The organism is Streptomyces sp. NPDC031474, from assembly GCF_055581185.1.
On sequence record NZ_JBVIJX010000024.1, the window covers coordinates 86,618 to 101,085 of the forward strand.

A 14,468-nucleotide genomic window follows, 5' to 3' on the forward strand; every position below is an offset into this window, starting at 1 on the left:
TCACGCTCCCGAGGCTACGAGAAGGGCGGCGACCGCCAGGACGACGGTGCCGGCGAGCAGCGCGCTCACATAGGTCTGGACGTTGCCGGTCTGGGCGCGCCGTACGGCGGCCCCCAGCCAGCGGGGCAGGGCGCCCGCGCCGCGTACGTAGGTGTCGACGACCTCGCGGTCGAGGAAGCGCACGAGGCTCGCACCGGCCTGCACGGGGCGGACGAACAGCGCCTGGTAGACGGCGTCGAGGTGGAAGCCGGCGGCGGCGTGGCGGTGCAGCGGGCCGAGCAGGAGCCGCCCGGGGTCCGCCGGGTCGGGGGCGGAGGCCACGTCTCCGTAGGCGGGCGCGTGCGTCGCGATGGCCTCGGCCTCGACCTGGGCCGCGTCGCCCTCGGGATGGGCGGCGACCGCGCCGATGGGGACGCGCGCGGCGAGTCCGGTGAGGTGGCGCCAGGCCCCATACGTGAGGAGTCCGCCGGCCAGGGCCACGCCTGTGCCGAGGACGGAGGTGGTGAGGGTCGGCGCGAGATCGTTGCCGTCGAACCAGTCGGGGAGCGTGCGGTAGGCGAACCCGCCGAGGGCTAGCGACGGGATGGCCAACACCCACAGCACCACGGTCATGGTCAGGGGCTGGCGTCCGTGGTCGGGGGCTTCGGCGCCCCGGCCGCAGAAGGCCAGCAGCCACAGACGCGCCGCGTAGGCGGCCGTGAGGAAGGCGGTGAGCAGGCCGGCGACGAGGACGAGCCAACCAGCAGCGCCGGGGACGTGCTCGCTGTGTCCGGTGATGGCGTCCTCGGCGGCGCCGAGGACGGACTCCTTGGAGAAGAAGCCGCTGAACGGCGGGATCGCGGCGAGCGCGAGGAGCGCGACGGTCATCGTCCAGTAGGCGTCGGGGATGCGGTCGCGCAGGTGGCTCATGCGGGACATGGCGGCCAGCGAGTTGGTTCCGGCGGCATGGATGATCACGCCGGCGGCGAGGAACAGCAGCGCCTTGAAAGCACCGTGCGAGAGGAGATGGAAGACGGCGGCACCGCGGTCGCCGACGGCGAGGGCGCCGGTCATGTAGCCGAGTTGGCCGATCGTCGAGTAGGCGAGGACGCGCTTGATGTCGTCCTGGGCGAGCGCGGCCAGGCCTGAGCCGACCATCGTCACGGCGGCCATCACGGCGAGGACCAGCATCGCGGCCGAGGAGGCCTCGAAGACCGGGAGGAGGCGGGCGATGAAGTAGACACCGGCGGCGACCATCGTCGCGGCGTGGATCAGTGCGGAGACGGGTGTGGGGCCCGCCATCGCGTCCGGGAGCCAGGTGTGCAGCGGGAACTGCGCGGACTTGCCGGCGACACCCGCGAGGAGCAGCAGGGCGACGACAGTCGGATGGTCGAGTCCGCCGTGGGCGACGGTGCTGAGGACCTTCGTGATCTCGAAGGAGCCGGCGTCGGTGGCGAGGGCGAACAGGCCGATGAGGAAGGGGACATCGCCGAGTTTCGTGACCAGGAAGGCCTTGATTGAGGCGGCGCGGGCCTCCGGGGTCTCCCAGTAGTGGCCGACCAGGAAGTAGGAGCAGATGCCCATGATTTCCCAGCCGACCAGCAGCACGATCAGATCGCCGGAGTAGACGACCAGCAGCATCGCGGAGGTGAACAGGGAGACGAGCGCGGCGTAGGAGGGGTAGCGCGGGTCCTCGCGCAGGTAGCCGGTCGAGTAGATCTGCACGCAGATGGCGACCATGCCGACCAGGACGGCGACAAGCGCGGCGAAGCCGTCGATGTGCAGGGCGAGTTCGACGGGGACGGAACCGGTGGGGGTCAGCTCGGTGGCCGCGTCGACGGAGGCTTCCCCGCCCTGGCGTACGGCGACGACCGCGGCCAGCACGAGGGCGGCGAGGGTCGGCAGGACAGCGAGGGGGCGGACGAATCCGGGGGTGGTGCGGCCCAGGAGCAGTCCGGCGGCGGCGCCGAGGAACGGAAGGAGGGGGACGAGGACGGCGAGGGTGGTCGTGGTCACGCGGTGGCCTCAGCCTTCTCGGTGGCCGTTCCGGTCGCGGGGGTGTCGCTGTCGGGGCCGTCGGCTCCGGGGCTCTCGTGGCCCTCGGCGGTGTCGCGGAGCCGGTCGATGTCCGCGGTGCCGCGATTGCGGTGGACGGCGAGGACGATCGCCAGGCCGATGCCGATCTCGGCGGCGGCGATGGCGATGGTGAACAGGGTCAGGGCCTGGCCGGAGTGGAGGGTCTCCTCGGCGGCCTTGCTGAGCCAGACGTCGAAGGCGACCAGGTTGAGGTTGACGGCGTTGAGCATCAGCTCGACCGACATCAGGACCAGGATCGCGTTGCGGCGGGCGAGGACGCCGTACAGGCCGGTGCAGAAGAGGAGGGCGGAGAGGACGGCGGGATAGGCGAGGTGCATCAGCGGGCGCCTTCCTGCTCGGTCGGGTTCGCGCGGCTGTCCGGGACGGCCGAGGGGCTCCCAGATTTTTCGGAACTCTCCGTGACCGGAGGGGAACTCTTGGTGGTGGGCCGGGCGTTCACAGGGGGAGAGCTCGACTCCGCCTTCGCTTTGCGGGACAGGACGATCGCGCCGACCAGTGCCGCGAGGAGAAGTACGGAGAGGGCCTCGAAGGGAAGCACCCAGTTCTGGAAGAGGCTCGCTCCGGTGACCTCGGTGGAGCCGGCGGCGGGGCCGTCCAGGTCGATCCAGGTGGCGCGGAAGGCGTCGACGACCACCCAGATCAGGGCGGCCGCGGCAGCGACGGCGACGGTGAGGGCGGCCCAGCGGTTGCCGGAGTCCGCGTCCGAGGAGCGGCCGATGGGGGCCTTGGTGAGCATCAGACCGAAGAGGAGGAGGACGACGACGGAACCGACATAGATGAGGACCTGCACCCAGGCGATGAACTCGGCGGTGAGCAGGAGGTACTCGACAGCGAGACCGCCGAGGGTGACCACGAGCCACAGGGCGGCGTGCACGAGCTGCTTGGTGGTGACGGTGACGAGGGCTGCGCCGAAGGTGACCAGGCCGACCAGCAGGAAGGCGATCTCGACGCCGGTCGGGGAGAGGAAGCCGTGGGGCGCCTGAGAGAGGGTCACGATGCTCCTCCCTGGGCTTCGTTCGGCTCGGCCTTGGCCGCCGCCAGCTTCTCGGCCGTCTTGCGGGCTGCCGCGATCTCCTTTGGCTCCTCGGCAGCGGAGTCGAGGGCGGGCGGGGCCGGGACGGTCCACATCCACTCGCGGAGCTTGTCGCGTTCGTGGGTGAGTTCGTGGATGTCGGTCTCGGCGTACTCGAACTCCGGGGACCAGAACAGGGCGTCGAAAGGACACACCTCGATGCAGATACCGCAGTACATGCACAGGGAGAAGTCGATGGCGAACCGGTCGAGGACGTTGCGGCTGCGCTCACGGCCGCCCGGGGCGGCGGGCGGCACCGTCTCCTTGTGGGAGTCGATGTAGATGCACCAGTCGGGGCACTCACGGGCGCACAGCATGCAGACCGTGCAGTTCTCCTCGAACAGGCCGATGACGCCCCGGGTCCGGGGCGGGAGGTCGGGCTGGGCGTCCGGGTACTGCTCGGTGACGGTCTTGCGCGTCATCGTGCGAAGGGTGACGGCCAGGCCTTTGGCGAGGCCACTACCGGGAATGGGGGCCATGGTTACTGGATCACCACCTTGACGACGCCGGTGAGGGCGATCTGGGCGAGGGAGAGGGGGACGAGGAGGGTCCAGGAGAGCTTCTGGAGCTGGTCCTCGCGCAGGCGGGGATAGGTGACGCGGAGCCAGATCACGACGAAGGCGAGGACGGCCGTCTTGAGGAGGGTCCAGACCCAGCCGAGGCCGTCGGCGCCCCCGGGGCCGTGCCAGCCTCCCAGGAAGAGGACGGTGGTCAGCCCGCACAGGACGACGATTCCGGCGTACTCGGCGAGGAGGAAGAGAGCGAAGCGAAGACCGGTGTACTCGGTGTACGCGCCGAAGATGATCTCCGAGTCGGCGACCGGCATGTCGAAGGGCGGGCGCTGGAGTTCGGCGAGGCCGGCGACGAAGAAGACGATCGCGCCGGTGATCTGCCAGGGCAGCCACCACCACTCGAAGGCGTCGACGATGCCGGGCAGGGAGACCGTGCCGGCCGCCATCGCCACCGAGGCGGCGGTGAGCAGCATCGGGAGCTCGTAGGCGAGGAGCTGAGCGGCGGTGCGCAGGCCGCCGAGGAGGGAGAACTTGTTGGCGCTGGCCCAGCCGGCCATGAGGGAGCCGAGGACTCCGACGCCCATCACGGCGAGCACGAAGAAGATGCCCGCGTCCAGGACCTGGCCGACGGCGCCCTCTCCGGGGCCGACGGGGATGGCGAGAAGGACGAGGAGATACGGGAGGAGGGCCACGGCAGGGGCGAGCTGAAAGATACGGCGGTCCGCGCCCGCGGGGACGATGTCCTCCTTCTGCGCGAACTTCACACCGTCCGCGATGAGCTGGGCCCAGCCGTGGAAGCCGCCCGCGTACATCGGACCCAGGCGGCCCTGCATGTGGGCCATCACCTTGTGCTCGGTCTGGCCGACGATCAGGGGGAAAGTGAGGAAGACGACGAACACGACCAGAAGTCGCAGGGCGACGTCGAGAGCGTCGTTCACTGCTGGCCTCCTGCGGGGTCGTCGGGGGCGGGGCGTTCGGTCTCTTCGACGGGCGCCGGCTTCCCTCCGGTGGCCGACTGCTCGGCACGGGACTGCTCTGGCTCTTGCACGGGCTGTGCGCCGTTCCTGGGCTCCGGCTGGGGCTCTGCCCCATTCCTGAGCTCCGGGTCCGGCCCGGGCTCCGGCTCCGGCTCCGGCTCCGGCTCCGGCGACACTCCGCGCCCGGGCTCCCGCTCCGACGACACTCCGCGCCCAGGCTCCGGCTCCGACGACACTCCGCGCCTGGGGTCCGGCTTCGGGTCCGGCTCCGGATGTGGCTTCTGCTGCCGCTCCGGCTTCGGGTCCGGCTTTGGCTCGTCGAATGCTGGGCGGGCGTGATGCCAGGGGGCGTCGGAGCTGCGGTGGGGCGTGGCGGGGCGGGTGGGGGTGTCCGGTGAGGTCGTCGGCGGCTGGGGGCGCTGGGAGGCCGAGCCCTGGGAGGCGCTGCGCGCGCGGCGGGGGCCGGCCAGGGGCTGCGGGGTCGACTCGGGGACCGTGGGTCCCGCCTCCGCGGCGCCCTCGGCTCCAGCAGTCTCCGCGGCTTCCACAGCGCTTGCGGGTTCCGGGGCGGCTGCCCGCTGTGACGCCGAACCCGCGGTTGCGCTTCGGGCGCGGCGGGGGCCGGCCGGGGGCTGCGAAGGCGCCGGGGGCTCGGCGGACGTCGGTTCCGTGGCGGACGTCGTGTCTGCGGCAGACTCGGGCCCCGCAGGCCCCGCAGGCCCCGCGGTCGCCGCAGGCCCCGCGGTCGCCGCCCTCTGTGATGCCGAACCCGTGGTTGCGCTTCGGGTGCGGCGGGGGCCGGTTGAGGGTGTTGCGGTTGTCTCGGTCGGGGGTGTCGGCGTCGGGGTCTGGCTTGCTGAGCCCTCTGCTGTGGTGCGGGCGCGGCGGACCGGGCGGTCGCCGGCCGGGCGTCCTGCCGCTGCTCGGGTCGGGCGGGCCGGGGCGGGGGGGAGTTGGCCCTTCAGGGGGCCCCATTCGTTCGGGTCGGGGACGCCTGGGGGGAGCATCTGGCGGCGCTTGGGGCCGCCGTGCTCGGACTCGCCGGGTTCCTTCGCGCCGGGCCAGGCCTTGGCGACGCGGGCCGCGAGGACGAAGTCCTTGCGCAGGGGGTGGCCTTCGAAGGTCTCCGGGAGGAGGAGGTGGTTCAGGGCGGGGTGGCCCTCGAAGTCGACGCCGAACATTTCGTGCGTCTCACGTTCGTGCCAGGCGGCGCCGGCGTAGACGTCGACGGCGGAGGCGAGGGTCGGCGCCTCGTGCGGGATCGTCGTGCGCACGAGGAGGCGGCGGACCGGGGACAGGGCGACCAGGTGGGCCGATACTCGGAAGCCGGTGCCGGGTTCGTCGACCGCGCTCAGCCAGTCGAAGTAGGTGCAGGACAGCCGGTCGCGGGCGACGCGCAGCGCAGCGGTCCAGGACGTCGGCGGGACGTCCACCGTCAGGACGTCGTAGGACTCCTCGGCCGTGGCCTGCGGGCCGAAGAGTTCCTCGGCGGGGGCCGGGAGCCAGCCGACCGTGCTCATCGGCCCTCCCTCTCCCCCGGCGCCGGAGGAGACGGGGCCTGGGGCGGCTGTACCAGGGCGCTCTGCAGGGCCGCCGTCGAGGGGCGGGGGGCGGCCGGGCGGGGGGCGGGCGTGGCGTAGCGGTCGTCCAGGGACTCGCGCGCGATCTTCTCCTGGAGCTTGAGGATGCCCTGGAGCAGGGCTTCGGGGCGCGGGGGGCAGCCCGGGACGTAGACGTCCACCGGGATGATCTGGTCGACGCCCTTCGTCACGGAGTAGGAGTCCCAGTAGGGGCCGCCGCAGTTGCTGCACGCGCCGAAGGAGATGACGTACTTCGGCTCGGGCATCTGCTCGTAGAGGCGCTTCACGGCTGGGGCCATCTTGTCCGTGACCGTGCCGGAGACGACCATCAGGTCGGCCTGGCGCGGGCCGGGCGCGAAGGGGATGACGCCGAGGCGGATGAAGTCGTGGCGGGCCATCGACGCGGCGATGAACTCGATCGCGCAGCAGGCGAGGCCGAAGTTGAAGACCCAGAGCGAGTAGCGGCGGCCCCAGTTCAGGACCACCTTCATCGGCTCGGGGGCGAGGCGGGCCAGGGTGCCCAGGCGCTTCGGCTCGGGCAGCAGCACCGGCCCGGAGGACGTCGCTTCCGGAGAAGTCACGGTCGGGGAAGTCGCTTCTGGGGTCACGTCCATGTCAGGACGCCCTTCTTGTATGCGTACAGCAGGCCCACGGCCAGGAAGCCGAGGAAGATGAACATCTCGACGAGCGTCGTCGCGCCGTACCCGTCTCCAGCAAACACCGTCGCCCAGGGAAAGAGGAAGATCGAGTCGACCGCGAAGATCACGTAGAGGAAGGCATAGACGTAGTAGCGGACCTGGGTGTGGGCCCAGCCCTCGCCGACCGGGTCGACGCCGCACTCGTACGTCAGGAGCTTCTCGGGGGTGGGGACCACCGGGCGCAGCAGGCGTCCCGCGCCGAAGGCGACGGCGACGAACAGCACGCCGACCAGGGCGAGCAGTCCGACGACGGAATAGGACTGGAAGTAGTCCGCCGCGACTTCGACGCTCGGTTCCCGCACGTCCGTCCCCTCGCTCCCTGACCTCAGCGTCTTCGACGATCTGTACGGACGGGAGTCTAGGCCCTGATAAAGGGACGGTAAGCAGCCCGTCACGCTTCGGGATGCGGGGCGGGGGTTTTCCCCAGGCGACGGAGGCGGATGACCTCATGGCGCGGCGGCCCGCGGCGCGGCACGCTAGCCCATATGACCACTTCCCAGCCCTCCTCCCGTCAGGGTCTTCAAAGCCTCCAGGGCCTCCAGGGTGGAACGGGGCACGACGACGATCGTCCGCCGCCGGCCCGCTTCGCCTACGACTCGCAGACATGGAAGGAGATCGCGCATCTTCTGGCGAACCTGCCGATGTCGTTGTTGGGGTTCACGTATGTGATGACGGTGATCGTCACCGGGGCCGCGATGACCGTCACCGTGGTCGGGTTCCCGTTGCTGGCGCTCGGTCTGGCGGGGGCGCGGCTGATGGGCCGGTTCGAGCGCGGGCGGGCGCGTCGGCTGCTCGGGGTGCGGGTCGACGAGCCGAGCCCGCTGCCGCTGCGCAGGGCGGGCGGCTTCTTCCAGCGGATGTGGCTGGCGCTGAAGGATCCGGTGGCCTGGCGCACGGTGCTGTACGACCTCGTCCGGCTGCCCTGGGGGGTTCTGACGTTCAGCGTGGTCGTGCCCTCGCTGTTCGTGCTGTGGCCGGTGCTGCCGTTCCTGGCGCGCGGGCTGACGAACGTGGACCGGGCGATGGTGCGGGGGCTGCTGTCGCCCTCCGACGAGTTGGAGCGGCGGATCGCGGAGCTGGAGTCGGACCGGGGCGTCGTGGTGGACACGGCGGCCGCCGATCTGCGGCGCATCGAGCGTGATCTGCACGACGGGGCGCAGGCCCGGCTGGTCAATCTGGCGATGGGGCTGGGTCTGGCGAAGGAGAAGCTGCTGGAGGGGCAGGCCGACGACGCCGTGGCGGCGATGGTGGAGGAGGCGCACGGCGAGGTGAAGCTCGCGCTGCAGGAGCTGCGGGACCTCGCGCGCGGGATCCATCCGGCCGTCCTGACCGACCGGGGGCTGGACGCGGCACTGTCGTCGGTGGCCTCGCGCTGCACGGTGCCGGTGAAGGTGACCGCCGACCTGACGTCCAGGCCGGCGCAGGCCATCGAGGGCATCGCCTACTTCACCGTCTCGGAGCTGCTGCAGAACATCAGCAAGCACAGCGGGGCCCGGTCGGCATCGGTGGACGTGTGGCGGTCGGACGACCGGCTGCTCATCCAGGTGTGGGACGACGGCCGGGGCGGCGCACGGCTCGACGGCGGGTCGGGGATGCGCGGGCTGGCGGAGCGGCTGGACGCCGTCGACGGGATCTTCGTCGTGGAGTCGCCGGCGGGCGGTCCGACGACGGTGACCGCGGAACTCCCCTGGCGGGACCGGGGAGCCGGCGACCGTGGGAGGTAGGGAAAACCCCCCGTCCAAGAGGCCGACGGCCTCCATGGTCCGCGGGCCCGCCGCCGAGGAGGGTTGGAGGTACGGATCGACAGCTGCGCGACGTGCAGGTACGAACGAGTAGAACGGACGACGCCGATGGCCACGCAGTACGGGCAGTACGGGCAGTACTACGACGAGTACGACCAGTACGACCGGTACGACGAGCACGGACCCGAGTCCGGGCGCCGGGACGGGGAGCGCCGGCATCTGTTGCCGTCGGGGCTGCGTGAGCCGCTCACGGCCCGCCACTGGCGTGAGCTCCTCTACATCCTGCTCGGTCTGCCGATCGGCGTCGTGCTGTTCACCTTCGCGGTCACGATGCTGTCGCTGGGCGCGGGCCTGCTGGTGACGTTCCTCGGTGTTCCGGTGCTGGCGGCGGGGCTCGCCGCATGCCGGGGCTTCGGGGCGGTGGAGCGTGCGAGGGCGCGCGGGCTGCTCGGCCTGGAGGTCGACGCGCCCGAGCCGCTGCGGCCGCGCGGCAGCGGCCCGATGGCCTGGATGGGCGCCGTTCTCAAGAGCGGCACGTCGTGGCGGAACGTGCTGTATGCGGTGGTGCAGTTCCCGTGGGCGGTGTTCTCCTTCGGCGTCACCGTGACGGTGTGGTCGTTCGGCTGGAGCATGCTGACGTATCCGCTGTGGTTCTGGGTCTTCCCGATGTACGGCGGTCAGGGCGGGCTTCAGCTGTACGGCGACGAGCAGCACAGCGTCTACCTCGACAACCCGTTCGAGATCGCTGTGACGGCGCTGGTGGGCCTGCTGATCACGCTGGCCACGCCGTGGATCGTGCGGGCTCTGACGACGGTGGACCGGCTGCTGGTGCACGGGCTGCTCGGGCCGTCGTCGCTGGGGGCGCGGGTGGTGGAGCTGGAGTCGGACCGGGGCGTCGTGGTGGACACGGCGGCCGCCGATCTTCGGCGCATCGAGCGCGATCTGCACGACGGGGCACAGGCCCGGCTGGTGGCGCTGGCGATGGATCTTGGGGTGGCGAAGGAGACGCTGCGGGAGAATCCGCAGGCGGCGGCGCGGATGGTGGACGACGCGCACGGTGAGGTGAAGACGGCGCTGCAGGAGCTGCGGGATCTGGCGCGGGGGATTCATCCGGCGGTGCTGACGGACCGGGGGCTGGACGCGGCGTTGTCGGCGGTGGCGTCGCGGTGCGTGGTGCCGGTGCGGGTGGAGGTGGATCTGGTGGAGCGGCCGGCGCCGGCGATCGAGGGGATCGCGTACTTCACCGTGTCGGAGCTGCTGCAGAACATCAGCAAGCACAGTGGGGCGCGGTCGGCCGCGGTGGATGTGTGGCGGGTGGAGGATCGGTTGATGTTGCAGGTGGTGGATGACGGGGTGGGCGGAGCGGATGCCTCCGGCGGGGGGGCCGGGGGTGGGTCGGGGTTGGCCGGGCTTGCGGGGCGGTTGGACTCGGTGGACGGGATTCTGGTGGTGGACTCGCCGGTGGGCGGGCCCACTCGGATCACCGCGGAGTTGCCCTGGCGGGCGGAAGGGGTCTGAGGGGGCGGAAGTGGTCTGAGGGGGCGGTTTTCTCTCGCCCCCGCCGCGCCTAGCCGTTCCCATCCGTCCCAAGGGGGCTGCGCCCCCAGCCCCCCGCCCCCCCGCTGTCGGCCCTTGAGGGGCCTCGTCCTCACACGCCGGACGGGCTGAATGGGCCGGCCCCCTCCGGCCGAGGGCCCCGTTCCCGAGCTGCGGATCGGCCGAAAGTGGGTGGGTCGTGGCTGTATTCGCGCCGTCCTCGGGTCTGGCACCACTGTTGTCGGGTGCAGACGAGCCAGAAGCTGGAATGCTTGACTGGTTCGACCGACGGGTGGACGGCTGGGGGGCCGAGGAGCGTGGAGGACAGGGTGCGGGTGGTCATCGCCGAGGATTCGGTGCTGTTGCGGGAGGGGCTGACCCGATTGCTGACCGACCGGGGGCATGACGTGGTCGCCGGGGTCGGGGACGCGGAGGCGCTGGTCAAGACCATTACCGAGCTGGACGACGAGGGTGCGCTGCCTGATGTCGTCGTCGCGGACGTACGGATGCCGCCCACTCACACCGACGAAGGGGTGCGGGCCGCCGTACAGCTGCGCAGGGCGCATCCGGGGCTCGGGGTGCTGGTGTTGTCGCAGTACGTGGAGGAGCGGTACGCCACCGAACTGTTGGCCGGTTCCAGTCGCGGGGTCGGGTATCTGCTCAAGGACCGGGTGGCCGAGGTGCGGGAGTTCGTCGACGCCGTGGTGCGGGTCGCGCAGGGCGGCACCGCCCTGGACCCGGAGGTCGTCGCGCAGCTGCTCGGGCGCAGCAGGAAGCAGGACGTGCTGGCGGGACTGACCCCGCGCGAGCGGGAGGTCCTGGGGCTGATGGCCGAGGGGCGCACGAACTCCGCGATCGCCCGGCAGCTGGTCGTCAGCGACGGGGCGGTGGAGAAGCACGTCAGCAACATTTTCCTGAAGCTCGGCCTGTCCCCGAGTGACGGGGATCACCGTCGCGTTCTCGCGGTCCTCACCTATCTCAACTCATGACGAAGTGGCACTGTGCCAGTCGTCACGGGTGACCACGCGTCTCGGGTGACCACGTCTTCTGGCCGGTGCGTCTAACCAGTACGACGCCGGGGGGCGGGAAATCATGGCAACGGGGGTGCCGGGCCGTGTCGGGGCGCTGACAGTCAGCTGACAGTCACACGAAATGGCCGAGGGAAGGCGACCCTTACCGACGTAGGGTTGATCCATGGAGGGTCTTCGGGAAGGCCCCTCCGGGACAGCCACCTCGAGGGAGGTCCAGTTCAGTGACCAGTCAGGTCAGCAGCCCAGCGGAACAGGCCGACGGAACCGGCGGAGCGGACGCGGCCGTCGTGGGAGAACAGCGCCAACCGGACGGGACGAAGGACGTACGCCGTCTCGACCGGGTGATCATCAGGTTCGCGGGTGACTCGGGTGACGGTATGCAGCTCACCGGTGACCGTTTCACCTCGGAGACGGCTTCCTTCGGGAACGACCTCTCCACCCTGCCGAACTTCCCCGCCGAGATCCGCGCGCCCGCCGGCACCCTGCCCGGCGTCTCCTCGTTCCAGCTGCACTTCGCCGACCACGACATCCTGACCCCCGGTGACGCGCCCAATGTGCTGGTGGCGATGAACCCGGCCGCGCTGAAGGCGAACATCGCCGATGTGCCGCGGGGTGCGGAGATCATCGTCAACACGGACGAGTTCACCAAGCGGGCGATGCAGAAGGTGGGGTACGCGGCCTCGCCGCTGGAGGATGGATCCCTCGACGGTTACCAGCTCCATCCGGTCCCGCTGACCACCTTGACCGTCGAGGCACTGAAGGAATTCGACCTCACCCGCAAGGAGGCCGAGCGCAGCAAGAACATGTTCGCGCTCGGCCTCTTGTCGTGGATGTACCACCGGCCCACCGAGGGCACCGAGAAGTTCCTGAAGTCGAAGTTCGCGAAGAAGCCCGACATCGCCGCCGCCAACATCGCCGCGTTCCGCGCCGGGTGGAACTTCGGGGAGACGACCGAGGACTTCGCGGTCAGTTATGAGGTCGCCCCGGCCGCGAAGGCCTTTCCCGTCGGCACCTACCGGAACATCTCCGGGAACCTGGCTCTGGCGTACGGCCTGGTCAGCGCCTCCCGGCAGGCTGATCTGCCGCTGTTCCTCGGGTCGTACCCGATCACTCCGGCCTCCGACATCCTGCACGAGCTCAGCCGCCACAAGAACTTCGGTGTGCGGACCTTCCAGGCGGAGGACGAGATCGCGGGGATCGGCGCGGCGCTCGGGGCGGCCTTCGGCGGGTCTCTCGCCGTCACCACCACCTCCGGGCCCGGCGTGGCGCTGAAGTCCGAGACCATCGGGCTCGCCGTCTCGCTGGAGCTGCCGCTGCTGGTCATCGACATCCAGCGGGGCGGGCCGTCGACCGGTCTGCCGACCAAGACCGAGCAGGCCGACCTGCTCCAGGCCATGTTCGGGCGCAACGGCGAGGCGCCGGTGCCGATCGTCGCGCCCCGCACGCCCGCCGACTGCTTCGACGCAGCGCTGGAAGCCGCGCGGATCGCGCTGACCTACCGCACGCCGGTGATGCTCCTGTCGGACGGCTACCTCGCCAACGGCTCCGAGCCGTGGCGCATCCCCGAGCTGGACGAGCTGCCGGATCTGCGCGTGCAGTTCGCGCAGGGGCCGAACCACACGCTGGACGACGGCACCGAGGTCTTCTGGCCGTACAAGCGTGACCCCCAGACCCTCGCCCGGCCGTGGGCGATCCCGGGCACGCCGGGGCTGGAGCACCGTATCGGCGGGATCGAGAAGGAGGACGGCACCGGGAACATCTCCTACGCCCCCGCCAACCACGACTTCATGGTCCGCACCCGCCAGGCCAAGATCGACGGCATCGACGTCCCGGATGTGGAGGTCGACGATCCGCACGGGGCGAGCACCCTGGTGCTCGGCTGGGGTTCCACCTACGGGCCCATCACCGCGGCCGTTAGAAGGCTGCGGACGGCGGGGGAGGCCATCGCGCAGGCCCATCTGCGGCATCTGAACCCGTTCCCGCGCAACCTCGGCACGGTCCTGGGGCGTTACGGCAAGGTCGTCATTCCCGAGATGAACCTCGGCCAGCTCGCCACCCTCGTCCGGGCGAGATACCTGGTCGACGCCCACTCCTACAACCAGGTCAACGGCATGCCGTTCAAGGCGGAGCAGCTCGCCACGGCGCTCAAGGAGGCCATCGATGGCTGAGACCTCAGCGGAAGGCACGGACACGATCGAGGCGCTCTCGCTCGTCCCCAAGGCCGAGGCCAGGCAGTCCATGAAGGACTTCAAGTCCGATCAGGAAGTGCGCTGGTGCCCCGGCTGCGGTGACTACGCGATCCTGGCGGCCGTCCAGGGCTTCATGCCCGAACTCGGCCTGGCCAAGGAGAACATCGTCTTCGTCTCGGGCATCGGCTGCTCGTCGCGCTTCCCGTACTACATGAACACCTACGGGATGCATTCGATTCACGGGCGGGCCCCGGCGATCGCGACCGGGCTGGCCGCCAGCAGGCGCGATCTGAGCGTGTGGGTGGTGACCGGCGACGGCGACGCGCTGTCCATCGGCGGCAACCATCTCATCCACGCCCTGCGCCGCAACGTGAACCTGAAGATCCTGCTCTTCAACAACCGTATCTACGGCCTCACCAAGGGCCAGTACTCGCCCACCTCCGAGGTCGGCAAGATCACCAAGTCGACGCCGATGGGCTCACTGGACGCGCCCTTCAACCCGGTCTCCCTGGCCATCGGCGCCGAAGCCTCCTTCGTCGCCCGGACCATCGACTCCGACCGCAAGCACCTGACGGAGGTGCTGCGCCAGGCCGCCGCCCACCCGGGCACGGCGCTGGTCGAGATCTACCAGAACTGCAACATCTTCAACGACGGTGCGTTCGAGGCGCTGAAGGACCGGGCGTCGGCCGAGGAGGCGGTGATCCGGCTGGAGCACGGGCAGCCGATCAGGTTCGGGGCGGACGGCGCGCGGGGGGTCGTGCGCGATGCGGCGACCGGGGATCTGAAGGTCGTCACGGTGACCCCGCAGAACGAGGCGGACGTGCTGGTCCATGACGCGCATGCCGCGTCCCCGACCACCGCGTTCGCCCTGTCGCGCCTGGCCGATCCGGACAGCCTGCACCACACGCCGATCGGTGTGCTGCGCTCGGTCGAGCGGCCGGTCTACGACACCCAGATGGCCGACCAGCTCGACACGGCGATCGAACAGCACGGCAAGGGCGACCTGGCGGCGCTACTGGCGGGCGGGGACACCTGGACGGTCGTCGGCTGACGCG

The 14,468-nt window shown here is 70.8% G+C and carries 13 protein-coding genes; 5 read left to right on the top strand and 8 right to left on the bottom strand.

The window, feature by feature from the left end; genetic code table 11:
• Genes ACZ5SK_RS40125 through ACZ5SK_RS40160 form a run of 8 tightly spaced genes read right to left on the bottom strand, consistent with a single transcriptional unit; the run spans position 1 to position 7,217 of the window.
• Positions 1–1,995, bottom strand: coding sequence for an NADH-quinone oxidoreductase subunit 5 family protein (locus ACZ5SK_RS40125; RefSeq protein WP_334577854.1), 1,995 nt, complete (start codon positions 1,993–1,995; stop codon positions 1–3).
• On the bottom strand, positions 1,992–2,393 hold the full coding sequence (gene nuoK, locus ACZ5SK_RS40130) for an NADH-quinone oxidoreductase subunit NuoK (protein ID WP_079660466.1): 402 nt from the start codon (positions 2,391–2,393) through the stop codon (positions 1,992–1,994). Before nuoK ends, ACZ5SK_RS40125 begins: the two co-directional genes overlap by 4 nt.
• On the bottom strand, positions 2,393–3,070 hold the full coding sequence (locus ACZ5SK_RS40135; protein ID WP_334577855.1) for an NADH-quinone oxidoreductase subunit J family protein: 678 nt from the start codon (positions 3,068–3,070) through the stop codon (positions 2,393–2,395). The genes nuoK and ACZ5SK_RS40135 overlap by 1 nt, the downstream gene beginning before the upstream one ends.
• Positions 3,067–3,627, bottom strand: a complete 561-nt coding sequence (locus ACZ5SK_RS40140; protein WP_334577856.1) for a NuoI/complex I 23 kDa subunit family protein — start codon at positions 3,625–3,627, stop codon at positions 3,067–3,069. Before ACZ5SK_RS40140 ends, ACZ5SK_RS40135 begins: the two co-directional genes overlap by 4 nt.
• A gap of 2 nt (positions 3,628–3,629) precedes the next feature.
• Positions 3,630–4,598: a complex I subunit 1/NuoH family protein gene (locus ACZ5SK_RS40145; RefSeq protein WP_334577857.1), complete on the bottom strand. Its 969-nt coding sequence runs from the start codon at positions 4,596–4,598 to the stop codon at positions 3,630–3,632.
• Entirely contained in the window at positions 4,595–6,157 is a 1,563-nt protein-coding gene (locus ACZ5SK_RS40150) for an NADH-quinone oxidoreductase subunit C (protein ID WP_468577380.1), read from the bottom strand. Before ACZ5SK_RS40150 ends, ACZ5SK_RS40145 begins: the two co-directional genes overlap by 4 nt.
• Complete coding sequence (locus ACZ5SK_RS40155) at positions 6,154–6,831, bottom strand: NADH-quinone oxidoreductase subunit B (RefSeq protein WP_334577859.1); 678 nt, start codon at positions 6,829–6,831, stop codon at positions 6,154–6,156. The genes ACZ5SK_RS40150 and ACZ5SK_RS40155 overlap by 4 nt, the downstream gene beginning before the upstream one ends.
• A complete protein-coding gene (locus ACZ5SK_RS40160) occupies positions 6,822–7,217 on the bottom strand; it encodes an NADH-quinone oxidoreductase subunit A (RefSeq protein WP_334577860.1) in 396 nt (131 codons plus the stop codon). Before ACZ5SK_RS40160 ends, ACZ5SK_RS40155 begins: the two co-directional genes overlap by 10 nt.
• Before the next feature lie 183 nt (positions 7,218–7,400).
• On the opposite strand from ACZ5SK_RS40160, the gene ACZ5SK_RS40165 reads away from it, so the two are divergent.
• The 5 genes from ACZ5SK_RS40165 to ACZ5SK_RS40185 all read left to right on the top strand — a co-directional run bounded on the left by ACZ5SK_RS40165 (position 7,401) and on the right by ACZ5SK_RS40185 (position 14,464).
• A complete protein-coding gene (locus tag ACZ5SK_RS40165; protein WP_468577382.1) occupies positions 7,401–8,639 on the top strand; it encodes a sensor histidine kinase in 1,239 nt (412 codons plus the stop codon).
• 126 nt (positions 8,640–8,765) lie between these two features.
• Positions 8,766–10,175, top strand: coding sequence for a sensor histidine kinase (locus ACZ5SK_RS40170; RefSeq protein WP_457495274.1), 1,410 nt, complete (start codon positions 8,766–8,768; stop codon positions 10,173–10,175).
• 335 nt (positions 10,176–10,510) lie between these two features.
• The gene (locus tag ACZ5SK_RS40175) at positions 10,511–11,182 is read left to right on the top strand and encodes a response regulator transcription factor (RefSeq protein ID WP_079660474.1); all 672 of its coding nucleotides are present in this window, start codon (positions 10,511–10,513) and stop codon (positions 11,180–11,182) included.
• A gap of 263 nt (positions 11,183–11,445) precedes the next feature.
• Positions 11,446–13,392 carry a 2-oxoacid:acceptor oxidoreductase subunit alpha gene (locus ACZ5SK_RS40180; protein WP_334577864.1) on the top strand — a complete coding sequence of 649 codons (1,947 nt, stop codon included), beginning with the start codon at positions 11,446–11,448 and terminating at the stop codon, positions 13,390–13,392.
• Positions 13,385–14,464 carry a 2-oxoacid:ferredoxin oxidoreductase subunit beta gene (locus ACZ5SK_RS40185; protein ID WP_334577865.1) on the top strand — a complete coding sequence of 360 codons (1,080 nt, stop codon included), beginning with the start codon at positions 13,385–13,387 and terminating at the stop codon, positions 14,462–14,464. The genes ACZ5SK_RS40180 and ACZ5SK_RS40185 overlap by 8 nt, the downstream gene beginning before the upstream one ends.
• Positions 14,465–14,468 lie beyond the last annotated feature (4 nt).